Below are 18,870 nucleotides of genomic sequence, written 5' to 3' on the forward strand. Positions count from 1 at the left end.
AAACATATATTAACCCTTTGAATCTATTCAGGAGGTTAATATGAATAAACAGTTTAAGTTTACTGATAAACAAATTATATCCCTTCCACCTAACCCCAGAAATTCGAAATCTACCGAATCAGAGTACAGTGATACACAAATTACTGGCCTTAAGTGTTTAATTGGTAAATCAGGCAATAAACGCTTTTTGTTTCGCTACACCTATCAGGGTAAAAAGCAAAGCATGGCGCTTGGTAAATTTGGCGATATCAATGTTGCTACTGCTCGCAAAGTTGCTCAAAAGCATCGGTTAACCCTATTAGAAGGCAAAAACCCAAAGTCTAACAATGACAAATTATTACACATGACAATGGGTGAGTTTTTTAAAGACCATTATCTCCCCATGATTAAGAAGCGAAAGAAAACATGGATTGATGATTTGTATCGTTGGGATTCGATATTAGATAAGCGTTTTGCGCTCATGGAGTATCGAGACCTTACTACCATTGAAGTGCAGAAGTTACACATTGAGTTAACTGAAACCTTAAATAAATATGGAAAACCCTATGCTCCAGCAACCTGTAATCAAGTGCTGATGCTATTGAAGTCAATGACGCGCTATGCAAAAGAGCTTGGAGTGGTAGAACAAGATGTTTGTAAGCCAGTAAAGTTATACAAGTTGAACAATGCAAGAACACGTTTTCTTACCAAACATGAAGTTAAACGATTATTGGCTGAATGTAAGAGATACTCGAATAAAACCATATCGGGGTTTATTGCGACGCTAGCGTTAACAGGACTCAGGCGTTCAGAAGTATCGAATATCAAAGTAAAAGATGTTGATATTAAAAATCGCATTATCTACATCCCAACTACCAAAACAGGTAAGCCGCGTACAGTGCATATTACCGACCATTTATTGTCGTTTATTGCGTTAGTCCCACTTAAGCGAAGCAACCCGTATTTGTTTGCCAGTAAAGTAGCCGGTAAGCCATTACGATGTGTCAGAAAGACATTTAAGAAGCTATTAAGGCGCGCAAAGATTGATGATACCGATGTGTGTATTCATACCTTACGCCACTCTGTTGCATCAAACCTAGTGAGCTCGGGTGTTAGTTTACGACTAGTTCAAGAACAATTGGCTCATGCTTCGATTGCTAGTACGCAACGCTATGCCAAGTTAACGTCTGAATCACTTAAACGTACTAGTGAACATCTATCTGACCTATTTCAATAGCGAGTACTGAGGTTTTACTTAGCCCGCTATTAATCACCACAAATTAATTATCAATTAAGCCCATTCCTACTCTTGGAATGGGCTTTTTTATTGGAGAAATCCCAATGCAATTATTTAATCGAATACCGAACGAAAATGAGCTGTCACTTAATCACGAAGTCAGTGAAGAACTTATAAAGCAACTCTATTTACCTTTCTCATCTGAGCAAGAAGCCAATGCGTTTTGGCAAACTTGCTCAACATACTTAATCGCAATTACTACAAAGAACGATATCGAACTCGTTAAGCAAGTACTAAGCACACAATTCCGAGCTTGTTTAAAAGAAACACTTAACAATCCTGAATTTGTTGAAAAGCTTAATGATGAACTAAATATTTACTTACTAGTTACCCAAGACAATGGAGGTGGCACTTATGTGGTTATATCAGAAACCAACAAATCCCATTTTCTTTCATCTCTTTAACGCACTCATGCAAATCATCTGCGATGGTGACAAATCATTTTTAACCCGTTACTTCGCACAAACAACCCTAAGAACATTAATTATTTTATTAAGGAAACATCATGTCTATACAAGATAAAAAAGACGCTAAAAGCAACCCTGAAGCTACTGAGCAGGTAGAAGTTAGTGATGAAAAGTTGGCTGATACCAATTACCAGACTGTATTAGTCGGGCTCGCTGATAAACTATCAACTAAATCAAATGGTGCAATTGGATTTGAGCTTGCCAGAAACAAGCAAGATAAAGGACTTTACATTCGCGCCACCAGCAATAGTGATGCAGGGCTATTTTCTAAAGAGTGGGTAAGCATGGAAGCTATTTACACTCTGCTTGATAAACACAAAGATACCACTTTTAAATCCAGTATTTTTAAGTCAGTAATAAACGGCGCTTCGAGTAATAATGCATCATTCTTAGCAGCTATTTTACGTGACAAAGATATCGCATTATTAGTGCCAGCTGAAAAAGGCATTTACTCACATCAGGTAAATCCACTTATCACAAATCAGCAAGATACCTTAAGCAAACTAAAGCCGCTCCCTCAACCAAAATAGCAACCTAAGTAACAGCAAACAATCTCATTCGTTAACGCATACAAATTTGCTTAACACCCACCCCTCAACTTTTTTCAATTAGAAACACATTATGAACATAATCAAACCTACTTACTTAACAGTAAGTGATGACTTGTTGGCGATTATTAGAAAACTGGTTGTCGATATCATCAAGCCTACGGATAAGTGTATCAACCTTTCTTTTCAAGATACGGATTACTCTTATGAGAAAGGTGGCTTTCACCCTGTATTTATTAACCTAGAAAAAACGGAGGATAATTGGCGGTTAATCACTTTTACTGACTGTCATGCAATAAACCATGAGGGCGAGCTACGACAAGAAATAGACCTGAACTTTAAAACAGGTGAAGTTTATTTACTCGGTTGTGGCTTACTTAAAAATGACGCAGCACAGTCATTATGTGAACTCGCTATAACAAACTTTACAACGTACTTTGAAATGGATGTTTACATCATCACTGTAGACGCCAACTAACCCAAGTATGGACAGGAGCAGCCCCTTCTTACGCTTCTGGACAAACTTAACCAACACATCTTTTCAACAAACTTAAAGCGCCCAATCAAACCCAGTTCAATCGTCACTTAACTGTAAAAAGAATGAATTATCCGGTTTGCCCTATGTGGGCGCTTGTCATTAGGAATTAATTTAATGGGAATCATCAAAAGCTTTATTGATAATGTATTTCGAGACCGAGTCACGCCAGTAATAGGTAGTGTACTTTATTGCGATTTAACAGGCCGTTTAACCAGTCATTCTGGCATTTACATCGGTAATAACCACATCATTCATTTGAACGGTAGAGGCATCGTAGAACGCGTCACACCTGATGAGTTTATCGATGGTACAACTGCAATGAGTATTTACGTATCGTGTAATGGCACAACACCTGTCGGCTGTAAAAAAGCAGCTAACAGAGCAAAACAAATGCTAGGTAAAACTCGGGACTACAACATGCTATTTGATAACTGTCATCAGTTTGTAGCTGGCTGTTTAACCGGCGATTTCGAATACAATGCCAGTAACTTTTTATGGATTTTAGAAATGAAAACAGAAAACTACACAGGTAGTAATACTTGGCGAGTTTGGGATAGATAACTCAATCTGTACCTCCCCCTAACCTTTAATATAGATAAGGTATAAAAATATAAAATAACTAAACTAGATAGGGGTAACAGGGGAATAAGGGGTAGTAGAAGTAGTAGTAATAATATAAATAAATTTAAATAACCATATAACTTACAATAAATAATAAAATAAAAAGAGTTACCCCTTTTATAATGCTTCCGGCATTTATAAAAGCTTCCTGGTAAGTAACTCTTTTTTTTGATTATTAATCGCTAGCTATAAGTTCATTCAATCAAATTTCTGACAGAATATCTCGACTAAGCACATAATAGTATGCTCGTTTACCAACAGCTTTAAGCTCAGCCCGTTTTACACGTTTTCCTTTGTCTGAACGTAACAACCCTTTTTGAGATAACAATTTAAGTACATCATCTATATGCGCAGTACCGCAAAGCCTTTCAAAACGCTCAGGCAAAATATAGAAGTTATTACCCTTTTCATAACCAATAATATCTGACTTCCCCCAAATATCATCGTTTTCAGCATCCAAAAAGCAGTGAGCATTGCGCTTTATGAAGTTAATAATATTTTTAACACCCACCTCAGCGTCCGTCATTGTATTTGAGTCTTCACTTTTCCAACACTCGTAAATAAACATCATTGCTTCGTCAATGTCGTCATAATTCCAAGTCAACACACCTAGTTCAAAGGCTATCTGAGCTACAGAATGAATAAACGCTAATCGTTGTAGGAACCGATTCTCAATAGACGTTTTTGGTTCCAACTTTTCGATATAGTTATAAAAAGCAACTGAAAAGTAATCTTCCACCATAGAAGCAACATCTTCATAGGTTTTGACGTAATTAAAAAGCTTAACAATAAAGTCCCTCGACAAGTGCCCATAATTGTTAGTAATTACTTTTGTAACCTCTTGAACATAATCATGAGATGACTGCTCGTCAGTTTCAAAATACTCAGGCTTTATTAAAATCGAGGGAAGTCTTACAGCTTTGCCCTTAGCTTGGTTTGACTCATTTGCATTTGCTAGAGCTTGTGCTATCGAAATTTCACCAGTTGTTAAGATAAAACCACGTGAAGGCTCAGACTCAACCAATTCTAAACTTGTATTTGTACGAATTTTATGAGCACCACTCCCTATTTTATATAAAAATGCCGATAAGTCTAACGTGATAAGTTTCCCAAACTCATCAAAGATAAGCAGCAAATTGTTATACAATGGAAAAAGCGGCTCCACCGCGTTATCAGTCAGATTTAGTTGCTTTAGGTAAGAGCGACCACTTATATTTCTATCAGGTGCAGTTGCTCGACCATACACACTTCCTGCCAATCTTGCGCCCGTTGTTTTACCAGAACCAGAAGGGCCGTATAGGTGGAAACCACCTGACTCGACATCCGCAAAATCAAGCAACATTGATGATAGCGAATAGATAATTAAAAACTTAACTATGTTAGGCGCATTAGGCGCTAATATCTTCTCTCGATAAATATCATAACTTCCCTTTGGTTCTACTGCGCACTTCAAAATATTATTAATAGATGGATGTATTACGGTAGAATCAGTATCTAATTTTTGTATTACTTCATTCGGAAAAGCAAAAGCTAATTCTTTCCCGACAAATCCACTTTGTTTAGCAATTAAATGCTTATTAGGAAAATATTTTTCAGGGTCTTTTAGTAGCGCAGTGCAAAACTGTTTTATATCTTTGGCACTCTCTTCAAATATAATAAGGCCATTCAAACGACAACTATCAATGAAGGCTCTGTGAGAACCAAAAATAGCATCTGTCTTAATAGTAATTATCTTGTTTTCCGAGTTGATTAAGCGTATCGCTTCGATTTTTTCCAACTCCCCCTGCCTATCAACTTCTTTAACAAAAGCGTACGGTACATAGCTATCATTCATCACGACTTTTAAGTTATTAATCCGATCCACTAGATACGTTGTACCATTTATAATATTGTAGCCAGCAGGTAAAACTAGCTGCTCAACTGGCTTTTTCTCTTCATCTTTTCTAAGTTTCATTTTCGTTTTCCCCATTAATTCTAGTGTGACTTATGTACTGATAGCATGGCGTCTGCTGCAACTTGACTTGCATTCTTCAAGGTATCGTCTGCGTGATAGGCATAACGCTCAGTAGTGCGTACATCTGCATGGCCTAACATTTGTTGGACTAGACGGATGTCCGAGGTTGCTTTAAGTAAGTGTGAAGCCATAGAGCGACGCAAATCGTGAATAACAAATGGTGCGGTCAAAGCACCTTCTTCTTCCATACGTGCCAATACGCGTTTGAATAACTTCGTTGGCTTTGACATATAACCGTCCCCTCTTGTCGCAGGGAACAAATAACCATTTCGAGCATATTGCCTAGCTTCTTTAACAACTTGCTGAGCTTCTTTACTTAGATAAGCTGTGTGTGGTTTACCTGACTTAGTCATTGGAATTTCTAAACGAGTATCGTCATCAAACAACCAGCCAAGTTGGATTGACCTCACGTTGCCTGAGCGTAAACCGGTGTATAGGCAAAGCAGCAGCATCAATGCATGGGATCTATTTTCATCTGCTAGACAAGCCCTAATAAATGCGGCTATTTCAATTTCGTTCAAGAAACGGTTTCTGGGTGCACTTTCTTTAGGCTTAGGAATTAGCTTTACAGGATTAAAATTGATCAACCCCATTTGCATTCCAATCGAAAACATCTTTGATATCGCAGCTCGATAACGTGCAACAGTTGCTGGTTTTCTATCTTTTCCGATGTATTGAAGAAAGCATCTAATATGCCAAACTAATTTGGGGTCATTGAGCTTTACAAAACCAATATGCTCAACGATAAGTCGAACTTTAGCGATAAAACCTGCTGAGTCCCGATTAAATTCAAGAACGTGCATAATTGCTGGTTCAGCTAGTTCTCCAAGAACAATTTTTTTCTCTTCTTCATCAGAAGGAGGCATCACTCCTTGGGTTGATAAGTAATACTGCTGATAATCTAATTTTTTGGGTTCTCCAATAGGAACCTCATGATTTGGGTGCATTGTAGCGCTCCGTGTTGTTCATCATGGGTAACAATATAAACACCAGTTTCAAGGAGTTCCGCCAGGGGGGGCATCATTGTCTTCCAAGGGAAACGGAAAACCCTAATAACTCTAACCAACTGAAATAAAATAAAAAAGATAAGTTTCCCGTTCAATAAACAGCCTGTTAAAATCTAGTTTTGTATACCCTTTTAACCCGAGATAGATTTGAAAGTTTCAGTTTGGCTTTATTGGGAAGTGCCATTAGAGAATGCAACCAGCGAAGAACAGAAATGTTTTATTTTAGAGTGTTTAACCAAAGCGTCTGTTAACAACATCGATAAAACTTATAATTTAACGTTTGATTATATGGTTGAGGTACTACACCGATTTTTTAAAGTAAGTAGACGACAAGCATACTTAAAGCTTAGCGAAAGTTTTCCTAGAGATTATTTACCACGTTCAATTCCAACGAAAAACGGGTTAAATAAACGAGCGCACAATATTCCTAAAGAGGATATGAAAGATTTTGATGAGGTTGATTTAACATCGACCAACTACTTAGTGATAACTGGGGCATTCGAAGACTTGCCACACATTGATTTTTCAGATGCTCCTCCGAGTAATAATGGCTCTTTTTACGTCCACGAGCTTATTTGGACGAACAAAAATATCACCACTCGATCAAAAATTGAAAGCGTAAATAAAAATCAAGCTCTTAAGTTTTTTTATTATTCAAACATCAATACTATTTCTGAACTTAAAGAGCTGTCATTTTTGGCGCATAAAAAAGTAACACTTGAGCTACTATCCCGCTTGATGAGTCCTTTTTGGCAATATGCGAACGACTTAACAACGCTGGAGGAACAGAAAAACCTCATCAATCAAACCTTAAAAAGAGAACAATTAATGAGTCGAGATCCCCTCAAATGGCAGTTTGATCAACAGGAGCCTTATTCTCGGATCGAAAAACACAACACAGCTCGGATTATTAAAATACATCTAACTAAAAAAATTGTTTATGCGCTTTACGTTAAACATCACTTAGAAGGGATCTATATTCTTCTGCTGAACAAAGCAATTGAAGTCGCTGAAACAAGAAACGATCCAAACGACAAAAACAATACTATTCAAGTTTATAGCTCTGAATACTCATTAGACAATTGGCTAGAAAGTATAAATAATGCAGAAACGAAGATTAGAATCAAATATCACTACTTCCCTATCAAATCCAAACCTTTAAATTATCCAAGCTGTAAAGTTACAGTTTATTTTAGTTCAAGTGTAGACCAAGGGATGCGTCGCTATAACTTACAACAAACTAACTCGATACCAAATAACTGTACAGGAAAGGCTAACTATGGATCGTTCGATAGAGAGCTCCTTACTGATTTAAGCCTTGAAAGTGCGGAAGTTGCAGTTTACCCGTCATATTATACGAGCTACTTAATACCATTTGAACGCTCGCAAATTCAGTTAAACTTACAACACCTAAGTATTGAAGAAAAACACATAGAAACAATCCTGCATCAATGGGCTGCAGCATTAGACACAACAAAAAGGCACAATTATTTAGCACCAAGAATTGATACATCTTCTTTATATAAAGAACCAACGAAGAGTAAGAGCAACAATAAAAAAGCTGGGAGTAGCGTAAAAACTGAAAATGAAAAACCGCAGCTCCGCTACTCTTATGATGATCTATTAAAGGGCAAAACGCTTGGCGAGAATTTGTGACTGATTTTTCCTTGATTCATGTTAGAGCGATTGGCGAATTGATGAAATGGGTTTCATTTTGAGATCTCCTGTAAGTTAATTTAATTGGAAATCTCATCAAAGTCATGGTGTTAAATTTGGGGGAAAGGCCAGATACTATTTATATTGCCTTTTTTATGCTGCTTTTATTATTTAATCATCATTTCATAAGTACCAACTAATTGACTTCGAGAGCAATAAATTGCCAAAATAATAATGTTATCTGATTACACTATTTATTCATTGTAATTGGGGTTCAATACCATTAAATATAACGCTGCACGGATGCTAATAATGAATGATAAGACTGTCGACACTGAGATAAAGAGCGAAAGCAAGCTCACACTTTCGCCAAAGCTATTACCTCTCTCAGCAATAGTGACCTTCTTAATTGCATACACTCACTTTTTTGGAATGAGTTATCGCAAGAGCTTCCTTGAAGGAGTTGGATTTGAGGCACTTTCAATAAATATTTCGCCTGACGAGTCGATCTATTTTGCTGTTAGAGGTTTAACTGGTGCTATTTCTAAATTATTAAAACTAGAGATTGAATTATTTGATCTAAACCATTTAATTCCTGGAGCTGCTTTCTCTATATTTTTCATAATCATTTGGGCCAACAAAAAATATCAATTTATAAAGAAAAATGAATCAGAAAAATCTGACGATCTTATTAGAAGTTTTATTGATAAGATGACAGATACATTTTTTAAGACATCAATCATATCTATCATAAGCCTTTTCAGTGCTTATTTCCTTCAATTACTTCTCGCCTTTTTATTTATTTTTACACTAGCAACCTTATGGATCATTATGGCACTCGGCATAGCCGCTGGAGAATCAGATGGACACGCGCTTATTAACAAAACTATTTGCACTGACTTTGATTGGGCTGATGAGAAGAAAAAGGGCATAAATAGAGTGCTTGGTTGCAGGCGTATTACTTTAAATGACGGTAGAGAAATAAAGGGAGTTTATATTCACAGGGAAAAGGAACGGTCTTACTTTTTGGCAAACGACGGAGCATATGAGTTAAATGCAAATAAAAAAGTACTGTCTTACAGGCCTATATACAAACGACTAGAAAACAATATAACCAATAAAATAATTAAAAAGCAGTAAGAAAATGAATTACTGAGGCTTAAGGCAGCCTTTGACTTCAACTTATAAAGTTGTATATTAAAAGAGTGGAATACTGCTATAGCAAGGAACAGCTAACTCCAGTCTTTAGTATAGCCGCCATTACCCATTTATTAAGAGAGAACTTAGTAGTATGCATTTTTTGACAATGTACGCTTTAAGCATGAGTGATCGTGTTGCACGTACACCCGATAATCTCTGCTCAGAGATTCTTACTTTTTTAGACCATAGTTATACTGAAAGCGGAACAGATTCTCACTGAAACGGACCAGTATGGTTCTCAGTTTTTTGGACCAATTCGATTGAATTTTGATCCCCCTGCTTTTAGTGAAAACCTATTAATTAGCTTTAAATTAAATAACGTTGGCAGCAAAAAAGGCAAAACCAGCATCCGCTGGCTTTGAGAGCAAATAACTGACATTACTACTCCAATTAACCTCGACTTAAACACCAGCTACTTTCAAGAGTATGCCGCCAATAATAGCGACTACAATTGGCGCAACATACAACTGGTGAAATTGTGAAAAAATAGTTGAGGACGGAACATCAATAGACTCCTCAATTTGTTGTCGATTTCGGCCAAAACCTCCTTTTATTGACTCAGCAATAAGTTGATCTTCAATTTTTTGATTAATCTTTCTCAACCTTCGATTTAACTTCCCACCAGAAGTAAAAAACGCTAGACCTACAAAAAGTAAAACATAAATACTTAAAAAGTAAACATTCTGCCTGCTCAACAGCTCATCCAAAGTAGGTATTGGTGAGTATTGCCAAAACAGGTTTAATGCCTGCGTATTCTCATATACTCCTGAGACTAACTGTTTAAATGGCCTCGCAATAGCAGCTCCCATTGCTGTGCTGCCTTCCAAACGGAAATACAACATTTTCAGCATTGAGATAATAGTAGATGTTATTGCTGGCAGTGCAATGAGGACTCCAATAATCTTGTAGGTCCATACTTTCGATTTAGCTTCATGGAAATTCACGCAACTCTCCTTTAAATTATTATCAAGGTCTTACGCATCGATCAGAGCGCAATGCGTGACGCTTTTTAGTAGACAAATAAAAATGGGACGGCTCAAGCAGCCCAATTCATTACCGTTTTTTATTTGATTGGGATAACAAAGACGCCGCTAGAGACTTAGTCGTGTCACTGTATTTGTCGCTTTGCATGACAGCAGAGGCAACACCCTCCATTTCAGCTCCGGTCTGATGTGAGGAGCTAGCCTGACTTAGAACGGAGCCAGCCAAGGTTTTCTGGATTTTTGATGAACCACTGTCCGTCAAAACAGACGAAGCCAATGATGCCATTGCGGATGAGCTTTGTTTCTTATTAGTCATAATTGACTCCTTCATTTCATTTTAAAATCAAGCAACATGCTTGAATATGGTTTTAACAACTTCAACATTTTTTCCATCTTCATGCGGTATTTGAATGCCCCAAGGGTATCTAAAGGCTTGGTGTCGCTCATACTGATAAACTGAAACGCTTGGCAGATTGCGCTTGTCATAAGACTGGCCGAATCTGAAGGCAATACTATTTTGCGAGGCAATCACTAGGTGTATGTGCTCCACTCCCAGACCTAGTAGCTTCTTGCAATATTCCAAGAACTCACCGCTAAGGCGGTCTTGTTTTACTTTCGACCAGTGGTTGTTTCTGTCGAGTGTAGGCAATGATAAATAGTGGACTGGCAGCCCCGTGAAAATGGAGTCGATAGACTGTCTATCGACGGGATAGGAAACTGACACAGCAAGCACAACTGATTTACCGCATTCGGACGGTTGCTCAACTTTAAACTTTTCACCATCATCGTCTTCATCTAAAACACGCCAGTCGCTGACATCCCGGTCCCAGTCATACAGTGTGATTCGGCTTTCATCATCCAGCAGGTAACCTGTATAAAACGTAAAGGGGACAGGAAATACACCACCATAGGCAATAGAGATGTCAGAGGCTGCTGACTGCGCCGTTTTTTCAGCGAGGCTTACCTTTAAATTATTAACCTTGGCTAATGCCAAATCCGGTCTACTGATCACATTCTCGGTAACCCGTTCACGTATATCTTGGACGATTGGATCGACTTGCCAAGCGCATTTATTTTTGATGAATTCAAACAACGGAGAATCTGACGTATCGACCAATCCTCGTTGCTCAATAACGACAGTTTTCTTTTTGTCATTCCGTTTCCTTTCATCCCGGTAACGCTGGTACTCCCACACTGCTCCTAAGGCCGTTACCCAAATTCCGACAACAAAGCCGATGTTAAGAATGATTTGTGTCGTGCTCGATGATTGATAACCAAATACTAGCGTTCTCGCAGCATCTGAGTAGGAGAACGATACGGCCCAACTTCCTACCAAAGTAATAGCCAAAAGGGCAGCTCCGGTCCTGAAAACAATCAATGCAGACGACCGTCTTCTGAACAACCAATCTGCGGCTCTTTCAATAAAGTAACTAATAGATTTTTTCATCTTTCGCTCCCATCGTTCTCTTCATGTTCAACGCCGCCACCATCCCATTTGCCGCTGGCAAGCCAAAACTCGAAGTAAAGCAACCACATCGACGCCCACGGCAAAATAGTGTTTGCCAAGAACATAGTGGACTGCCATTCGCTAATTTTGTTTTTTTGTTTGACGACAGGTAAGTAGAGGCAAAGATGTGTCCCTCTGATACCCGTTTGGTTCTGGTAGATGTGCGGTATCTTCTGGCCTTCAGCCAAGGCAGTGAGATCCGGTGACTTTACAACGCAAATAGGTGGACGACTGAGAGTGTACCTAATGACCACTTGATATTCCCTTGAAACCGGAGTCGGCTGTAGTGTCCCTTCCCACTGCACCGTTTTATCATTGTCTAGAATCTCAACTGTTCCCGGACAATATTGCTTTAAAGCCAAATATTGTTCGCGTATCCCAATTACGGGATTTTCCAAACGCTTTAATAATGCTCTGTCAGTCGCCATAGAAACGGTTTCCTTTCACTGGAACCACAGGGGTGACGACGCGTGAAGCGGCGTTTGCCTTTTCAGTTACAACAGTAGTTATAACACCTGTACCAAGTGCAACACCTAAATTTCCGTTGGTTCTATTTGTATTAACCGTTTCGATGATCCGGTCTTTCGCGGCAGTAACAGGCTGTTCACCGAACGCCCCCGATAAAGCAGTGAACACATTGTCAATACCTTGGTTGTTGGCACTCGCTAAGCGCTCAAAAGTATCAACGGCTGCTCGATGCCAAGCATAAAAGGCGGTACGATATTTTTGTCCCTCTTGCCTTTCAGCACGATTCCATTTCTCAGCGTAGTTTTCAGGTTTCATCGTCGGGTTTGTGATGAGAACTTCATCAAAATTGGTTTCAATGTGGTGCGGCATTAGCTCAATAACGTCTAAGATCAGGTCAAACTCGTTGTCGTACTCCTTCCCGGACTTTACAACCTCGACATAAGCCAGACTGGCGAGCATTGTAATAACCACAGATATAGGGCGGAAATCAGCGTGAGTATTGCCTTCCTGTTGAGACCAAACATCGCGATGACGTTTTAAAACTTGAGTAATTCGATTAAGCGGTTTCTTTTTTGACTGGTCAGGTAATTCCGTTACAGAGCGATTGGTCAAAGCCTCCATGAACACGTGCGCTTTGCGTATCACGGGTAACATGGAACAGACTTTATCAAACCCCTGAGCCATACCCTCAGGATTCGACTCTTTAAAACCAGTATGCTTATCGACAACCCATAAAGGGTGACCCTGCAATCCCGACAAGTCATACGCTTTTGCAGGCGTGATATCTAAGTGATAATCGCCTTTGTAGTTGATCCGAAGCCCTCTAGGCAGATCTTCTACCAAATCTTTATATACATCGTTGTCCACCAGATGCTGCTTGACCACTCTAACGATTTCGTCCCGTGTTGCATAAGTTGCGTGGGGCAAAAACAGGATAAGATCGACATCAAATTCTTCTTGGCCCAAAGGCTTGTTTGTAGTCCGAAGCCGCATAGACCCCTGAGGATATATAAGCGCCCCTTCCAGCAACGGATGTTCACAACTCGCTAAGTAATTTCCAACCGCTTTGTAGGCCGTTTCAATACGCTCTCGTTGGGTTTTAGTCAGGTCGAGGTTATCGAACACTGAGTCTAACATCTCCATCAACATAGACTTCTTCTGCTCACTTAGAGCACGGGCATTACTAAATAGAGAACTCAAAACTTACCTCCACTATAACTTTCCGACCAAAGGCAGGCCCTTTGGTGTTGATGCATCACAAATTAAATGGCTAAGGTAAGCTCCCCCGCCAATTAACATCAGTCCTCTGAGAAACTTTTCAAATGGCTCATCTGGCGACCACTGATACGCTTTTAGAAATCCAGCAGAAAGCAACGTCATCACAGTCATTCCGTGAAAAAACTGCCGATGATTTGGATGTAATGCAGGCTCTAATATATCTGGTAACCTTCCCATAAAGGTTCCCACAGCAGGAGCAACTACAACATTGTGACTGGCTGGATGCTTGTTTTTATCAAGTAATGCAGCAGTTAAGCCTACTCCAGCACCAACCAACATATGCGTCTTCGCGTTCGGCATATTTTTTTATCCTCATTAATTCGTTAATATCTAATTATTCAATTCGGCCTTATTATTTAAGGCCGAGCGTTAGTCAGAAACTGGACATTGTTGAAAAATTACTTTTGCACTATTTAATTTGGTAACATCCAAACACGCAGTTTTGCCCCATGTCTAATAAGGCGGAACTCAGTTTAAAAACTGGACAATGTCCAGAAATTATTTTTTATCCGTCTAAGGGAGTAGCAAATGAAGGACTACGACTACTACACGGTCGAAGAGGTTTTGCAGGCACTGGATTCAAATACTGACGATGTACTTACAAAAGCAGTTATCTGGTCGAAGCGCATCGTAGGAAAATCTGGACTCGCCGTTGAAGCTGAAGAAGTGTTTAACGAAGCATTGTTGCGAATTCTTGAAGATGATCGGCATGTTCCAAAAGATATCCCCCTTACAGTTACCATTTGTAATGTGATTCGGAGTATCTGCAACGGAATGGCTGAACGGAACCAAGAAAAGATTTTCAAACACGCCGAGTCAATCGATGAGTATGAAGAGGCAGGCAATGTTCAAAATATCGAGGGTGACGGCACTGCTGACCCACGATGGACTGTTTTGATAAATAACTTCAGTCAGGATGATGTTGCCATGCGTTTTTTGGCTGCCACGCAAGAAGGCCAAAATAAATCAGAAATCGTAGAGTCAGTTTTTGCTGGTGATGAAACAGCCTATAACACAACACGTAGGCGCATCGTAAGAAACGGACAAAAATACCTTAAGGAGGCAGGATGATGGCTAACAAAGAGATGAACAATTTGCTCGATGACATCATGATCGAGAAAATTGCCACTACATCCGTTAGTGAGCTTATGGCTGAATACAATATAACGGCTGATGAAATCCAAACCACTCAATCTCGATTTCTAGACAGTGTGAAGAAGCACAAACAACAACTAAAAAAGAATAGGTTGAAAGATGCCAGAGCACAATTAGAAGCGGAAAAGGAAAAGCACGATGCTGTGGACGTTGCAGCGTTTTTAGCAAAGAAAGGGAAAGACGCAAAAGCAATCTTGATTGATTTACTTCTACAGCAAAAGTTACCAGAAAACCTCACTGTCGCACATAGAGAAGGTAAAGAATTTACGGATGAAGATGCGAATCAAATAATCGCAAACCTAATAGCTATGGGAGTGATCGACGTTGACGATAAAGGTGATTAAGGATTTTGTCGAATCGTTATATATCGACGAATTCGCTATATCAGATGCAAGAGAAATAGACATAGAAGCAATAGCCTTTGAACAGCAAGCTATTGTTCTAGAAAAGCCCCTCAACGGCTGTGAAGCAATGATTATTGGTGCAGGTGATAGAGCGACAATTACTGTCAACTCTGAAAGCGACACACCAAGAAAACGGTTTTCTGTCGGTCATGAGCTGGGCCATTGGTTTAAAGATCGCGGGAAAGTAGGCAACTTGTGTACCCACAAAGATATGGAGAATCCCAGTGGAGCGTCACGTAGCCGAGAAAATGTGGCCAATAGCTATGCTTCTGAGCTATTGGTTCCTTCCTACTTGTTAAAGGAGCATCTGACAGGGAGTCGTTTCGATCTAGATTTGATGAGTTCAGTCAAAACCACCTTCGATACTAGTTTCATGATGACCTTGCGCCGGGTGGTCAAAAGTGACCACCACATGGGATTTTTTGTCATTTATCGCAAAGACGGCAGCAGGTATCTTTTTGATAAAAACAATCAATTGCCCGGATGCTTTTATCCAAGAGATAGAGTGCCTGAGGGTTCAAAAATTTATGATCTGATTGTCAACGGTGTCAGTTCTGGCCCCGGAGAAGTAGATGGCAGTGTATGGTGCCGCGAAGGTTGGGCAGATGATGCGACGGTTTACGAACATGCCTTTCATTACCATGACGACCAGTTTTTGAGTTTGGTATGGTGGGAAGATGAAGAGCCGATTTGGCAATGTATAAACAATAAAGAAAAATATGAATAACACTGTGGGACCCAACACTTTCAGTCCGACAAGTGTGGTTCTGCTTTCCCAATTTCAATCATATAAATTGTAGTTGTAACCCCCAAAAAAGTAGTCAGCAGGTGGTTACTTTTCACTTAGAGCGCCTAAATCTAACATTTTTGAATCAAAGCGAGAATGATATTAAATAAAGCGACATAGAAATAAACACATGTGCATCGGGGCATAACCCTGAAATTGTTACTCATGTGGTAGTGGAAATAAAGAAGAAAACGACTGAAATTACAGTTCGTGAAAGGAGCCTGCCAACTCAGTTTGCCAGCAAAACAGAAGCTATAAAAATTGGAGCTTAAACTTATAGCGTCAAACAAACGCTGATTTTAAGTTTGGTAGAGAGATCATAGTGAAGAAAAACAAAGCCCCGGCTAGCGAGGCTTTGGATTCAAACTTAACCGCCTATGTTGCTCGAAGTTACATGATTAATTAGTGCTTTATAGCCTACTGCCAGTAATGCAATAACACTTACCACAAATGCCCATTGTTGTAGAGAAAGAGAAAAACCAAGTGGTATTTGATACATATCTTCCAAGTGATCATATATTGGCATTGAGTATATATCAGCATAATTAACTGATGAGACTTTATCTTTAATTACACATACACCGTTTAAAGTAGAGTCTATGCAATGTTTTGGTACTTCTGAAAGTTGGCCCAATCTAAAATAAACTGAAGTTAAACCTGTTAGATTTATAGTAGCTGCAATTAATGACACTATCAGGCATTCAATAGCTACTATGGCAGAAAACGATATAGGAATTTTTTTAAAGGAAATTGATGATACCAGTGCAGCAAATACCGTAAGTTGAGCTGTTGCCATCCAAATAGTCGTATCCTTCATTAGCTCCAGTGCTTTTTTAGCATATTCTATTTCTGCCGGATTAGGTGAATTCTCTGTAACTTTCCAGATGCAAAAAAGAACAACGCTTACGAATATTGCAAAAGTTACAATAACGACTTCAAGCTTAGTGCTAGAAACCTTGTCCAGTTCATTTCCATAGGAGACTTTACTTAACAAACCCTTGTTCATTTTTTACCTTTATGTTCTTGCATAACTCACTTTCAATAAAGTACTGTTTTAAATATAAAAATCAAGACTTAAACTTGAGGAAACAAAAAAGCCCCGGCTAGCGAGGCTTTGGATTCAAAATTAAATAAGGCACACAGGATAATACTTAGTTTTTGCAACCATTCTTATCGCAAGTGATTTTTTGGTGTGAATCAACCCAATGACTAGAGTGCTTCTTAGTATCAACGCCACATCCAGTTGTGCCACCTTTTTTACCTTGGTGAACTACCCCTGTAGGGTTATGTCTAACAGCCATGTTGTTCTCCTTTTAAAATACTAATTGAAATGTTTCTATTAAATTTTTTAACTACATTAATAACCTACCACTAAAATCGAACAAATAATATACTAAAAAATGACTTAGCTCTTTGGCTTAAAAAATAGCCAAAAATAAAGCCCCTTGCGGAATTTTAGGTTAGAAATAACACTATCATGTAGCTTTATATAATAGGACTCACTTATTAATGATAGAGAAATCAAGGAAAGTTTAGGAAATAGCCAATTGGTTTTGCTAAGGCTAGCGCTTCTTTATCACCAGAAACATCTAACCGATTAAGCTTCTTATGAGGGCCATACAGATCCCAGTTTCCTTGATGCATACCAACCACAATATTCAAGGGGTGTACTTTCTGTATCGCAGATATCATTTTCAAATGCATGGCTTGAGCACTACCGCCAACAAACATTGTTGGGGCTAAGTGCAAGCCTGTATCATTCAATGTTACGCCACAAGTATGATCCGTATGCCAAGAATGCGCAGTTACAAACATCCCGATAAAGGAAACCATCAATTCAGGGAATGGAGGAAGGGACTTGCACTCATGGGCTGCTATTACATCTTTGCTAGAAACCCGATAAAACGAGCGCTTACCGTTCGCATAATCGTCGTCTTTAACTTTCTCAATAGGAGTATTTTTTTTAACAACTGAAAGATCAGGAGCAAAGGAAATGTATTCATCTAGCTCAGAATAAATTTTTAATTGTTGCCTTATTTCATAGGCTCGATCACCAATCGATGCTATAACATAGGAGAAGTTATTTGGGTTACCGCTTGGCGAAGTAAGATAACGAAATTCACCATCCTTAGTAAGATTTTCAACCGAGATATCAAATTGCATTTGTTCATAATAGTCGAGTAACGCGTGAAAGCACCCAATTTCAAATGAAGCGGAGAGTTCTCTTTGTTTTTTGCTATACACTAACGAATGGGCATCAACAAATTCAGTTACCATCTTTTCAACATCAGACAACCAATTACTACTCGTCTTCATAGAGATCCTTTGCAAGATTGAAAACGATATCGTTGGCTGAATTCAGCCCCATCACGAAGCTATTTATCTCTAATTTCACGATAATGTTGTTAAAACTTTCTACCGTTTTATTAATTTTGCGACTTCTGGAAACGTTGAATTTGATACTTGAGCCGTAACTTATTGGAATATCTGAACCAAGTCCGCATAAAGTTGAGCTTCGAGCGGAACTATCCAATGGACCAAGTACAAGCTGATAAAATGAATTTAGTACAAACACGACCTTAAGCATTTCGTCGTTCCAATTGTTGGAGTATAGCTTGAGCAAGTGCGAGTTATTCTTTGTTTTTATGTATTCTAATTGTCTCTTAAATGCGGAAACTCGTTTATCGATAAGCTGCCGCAAGTCGTACTCAAGATATTCCGAAAGCTGTTTTTGAATTTTCTCGTGTGCCACTCAATGCGTCCTGCTAATTATATTGAATATTGAATTATAAAAATAAGCTCAATTAATATGTTCAACGTAAGATTATTCAACTTCTTCTTTAAGGAATATTTCAGCCCAGTGCTTTTCCCAGCAATCAGTCAATCCAAACATTTTATTTTTTACATGCATGTCTGCTCTACAATCTAGCCAGTTTTGTGATTGAAGTTTTGCTGACCGTA

The 18,870-nt window shown here is 38.8% G+C and carries 22 protein-coding genes; 10 read left to right on the forward strand and 12 right to left on the reverse strand.

Going from position 1 to position 18,870, the window contains the following annotated elements; translation table 11 throughout:
* Positions 1-40: 40 nt before the first annotated feature.
* From AN214_RS06055 to AN214_RS06075, 5 genes are all read left to right on the forward strand, one after another.
* Entirely contained in the window at positions 41-1,216 is a 1,176-nt protein-coding gene (locus tag AN214_RS06055; RefSeq protein ID WP_054978892.1) for a site-specific integrase, read from the forward strand.
* A 104-nt stretch (positions 1,217-1,320) separates the two neighbouring features.
* A complete protein-coding gene (locus AN214_RS06060) occupies positions 1,321-1,680 on the forward strand; it encodes a hypothetical protein (RefSeq protein ID WP_152960723.1) in 360 nt (119 codons plus the stop codon).
* A gap of 101 nt (positions 1,681-1,781) precedes the next feature.
* Positions 1,782-2,273: a hypothetical protein gene (locus AN214_RS06065; protein WP_054978894.1), complete on the forward strand. Its 492-nt coding sequence runs from the start codon at positions 1,782-1,784 to the stop codon at positions 2,271-2,273.
* 91 nt (positions 2,274-2,364) lie between these two features.
* A complete protein-coding gene (locus tag AN214_RS06070) occupies positions 2,365-2,769 on the forward strand; it encodes a DUF2787 family protein (protein WP_054978895.1) in 405 nt (134 codons plus the stop codon).
* A 174-nt stretch (positions 2,770-2,943) separates the two neighbouring features.
* Complete coding sequence (locus AN214_RS06075) at positions 2,944-3,390, forward strand: lecithin retinol acyltransferase family protein (RefSeq protein ID WP_054978896.1); 447 nt, start codon at positions 2,944-2,946, stop codon at positions 3,388-3,390.
* A 262-nt stretch (positions 3,391-3,652) separates the two neighbouring features.
* Here AN214_RS06075 and AN214_RS06080 read toward each other — a convergent pair whose 3' ends face one another.
* Together AN214_RS06080 and AN214_RS06085 are read right to left on the reverse strand one after the other, a co-directional pair.
* On the reverse strand, positions 3,653-5,404 hold the full coding sequence (locus AN214_RS06080; protein ID WP_054978897.1) for a DUF927 domain-containing protein: 1,752 nt from the start codon (positions 5,402-5,404) through the stop codon (positions 3,653-3,655).
* Positions 5,405-5,424: 20 nt separating this feature from the next.
* The gene (locus AN214_RS06085; RefSeq protein ID WP_054978898.1) at positions 5,425-6,411 is read right to left on the reverse strand and encodes a site-specific integrase; all 987 of its coding nucleotides are present in this window, start codon (positions 6,409-6,411) and stop codon (positions 5,425-5,427) included.
* A gap of 207 nt (positions 6,412-6,618) precedes the next feature.
* Between AN214_RS06085 and AN214_RS06090 the strand changes: the two genes are divergently transcribed.
* Both AN214_RS06090 and AN214_RS06095 read left to right on the forward strand, forming a co-directional pair.
* Entirely contained in the window at positions 6,619-8,127 is a 1,509-nt protein-coding gene (locus tag AN214_RS06090) for a hypothetical protein (RefSeq protein ID WP_054978899.1), read from the forward strand.
* A gap of 312 nt (positions 8,128-8,439) precedes the next feature.
* The gene (locus AN214_RS06095) at positions 8,440-9,267 is read left to right on the forward strand and encodes a hypothetical protein (protein WP_152960724.1); all 828 of its coding nucleotides are present in this window, start codon (positions 8,440-8,442) and stop codon (positions 9,265-9,267) included.
* 461 nt (positions 9,268-9,728) lie between these two features.
* Here AN214_RS06095 and AN214_RS06100 read toward each other — a convergent pair whose 3' ends face one another.
* The 6 genes from AN214_RS06100 to AN214_RS06125 all read right to left on the reverse strand — a co-directional run bounded on the left by AN214_RS06100 (position 9,729) and on the right by AN214_RS06125 (position 13,863).
* Entirely contained in the window at positions 9,729-10,271 is a 543-nt protein-coding gene (locus AN214_RS06100; protein WP_054978901.1) for a YniB family protein, read from the reverse strand.
* A gap of 109 nt (positions 10,272-10,380) precedes the next feature.
* Positions 10,381-10,626 (reverse strand): hypothetical protein, encoded by a 246-nt coding sequence (locus AN214_RS06105; protein WP_235576714.1) that lies wholly within the window; start codon positions 10,624-10,626, stop codon positions 10,381-10,383.
* Positions 10,627-10,653: 27 nt separating this feature from the next.
* Complete coding sequence (locus tag AN214_RS06110) at positions 10,654-11,757, reverse strand: SAVED domain-containing protein (protein ID WP_054978903.1); 1,104 nt, start codon at positions 11,755-11,757, stop codon at positions 10,654-10,656.
* Positions 11,754-12,245 carry a hypothetical protein gene (locus AN214_RS06115; protein WP_054978904.1) on the reverse strand — a complete coding sequence of 164 codons (492 nt, stop codon included), beginning with the start codon at positions 12,243-12,245 and terminating at the stop codon, positions 11,754-11,756. The genes AN214_RS06110 and AN214_RS06115 overlap by 4 nt, the downstream gene beginning before the upstream one ends.
* Positions 12,235-13,485, reverse strand: coding sequence for a nucleotidyltransferase (locus tag AN214_RS06120; protein ID WP_054978905.1), 1,251 nt, complete (start codon positions 13,483-13,485; stop codon positions 12,235-12,237). Before AN214_RS06120 ends, AN214_RS06115 begins: the two co-directional genes overlap by 11 nt.
* Before the next feature lie 12 nt (positions 13,486-13,497).
* Entirely contained in the window at positions 13,498-13,863 is a 366-nt protein-coding gene (locus AN214_RS06125; RefSeq protein WP_054978906.1) for a metal-dependent hydrolase, read from the reverse strand.
* A 228-nt stretch (positions 13,864-14,091) separates the two neighbouring features.
* On the opposite strand from AN214_RS06125, the gene AN214_RS06130 reads away from it, so the two are divergent.
* From AN214_RS06130 to AN214_RS06140, 3 genes are read left to right on the forward strand one after another with little or no spacing between them, the layout of a single operon-like run.
* Positions 14,092-14,634, forward strand: coding sequence for a hypothetical protein (locus AN214_RS06130; protein ID WP_054978907.1), 543 nt, complete (start codon positions 14,092-14,094; stop codon positions 14,632-14,634).
* Positions 14,631-15,062, forward strand: coding sequence for a hypothetical protein (locus AN214_RS06135; protein ID WP_054978908.1), 432 nt, complete (start codon positions 14,631-14,633; stop codon positions 15,060-15,062). The genes AN214_RS06130 and AN214_RS06135 overlap by 4 nt, the downstream gene beginning before the upstream one ends.
* A complete protein-coding gene (locus AN214_RS06140) occupies positions 15,043-15,849 on the forward strand; it encodes an ImmA/IrrE family metallo-endopeptidase (protein ID WP_054978909.1) in 807 nt (268 codons plus the stop codon). Before AN214_RS06135 ends, AN214_RS06140 begins: the two co-directional genes overlap by 20 nt.
* Before the next feature lie 427 nt (positions 15,850-16,276).
* On the opposite strand, the gene AN214_RS06145 is transcribed toward AN214_RS06140, so the two are convergent.
* The 4 genes from AN214_RS06145 to AN214_RS06155 all read right to left on the reverse strand — a co-directional run bounded on the left by AN214_RS06145 (position 16,277) and on the right by AN214_RS06155 (position 18,661).
* A complete protein-coding gene (locus AN214_RS06145) occupies positions 16,277-16,915 on the reverse strand; it encodes a hypothetical protein (RefSeq protein ID WP_054978910.1) in 639 nt (212 codons plus the stop codon).
* Positions 16,916-17,060: 145 nt separating this feature from the next.
* Entirely contained in the window at positions 17,061-17,210 is a 150-nt protein-coding gene (locus tag AN214_RS22855) for a hypothetical protein (RefSeq protein WP_152960725.1), read from the reverse strand.
* 220 nt (positions 17,211-17,430) lie between these two features.
* A complete protein-coding gene (locus AN214_RS06150; protein ID WP_054978911.1) occupies positions 17,431-18,225 on the reverse strand; it encodes a hypothetical protein in 795 nt (264 codons plus the stop codon).
* A complete protein-coding gene (locus AN214_RS06155) occupies positions 18,212-18,661 on the reverse strand; it encodes a hypothetical protein (RefSeq protein WP_054978912.1) in 450 nt (149 codons plus the stop codon). Before AN214_RS06155 ends, AN214_RS06150 begins: the two co-directional genes overlap by 14 nt.
* Positions 18,662-18,870: the final 209 nt, after the last annotated feature.

This window comes from Pseudoalteromonas sp. P1-9, from assembly GCF_001399975.1.
Classification (GTDB): Bacteria; Pseudomonadota; Gammaproteobacteria; order Enterobacterales; family Alteromonadaceae; genus Pseudoalteromonas.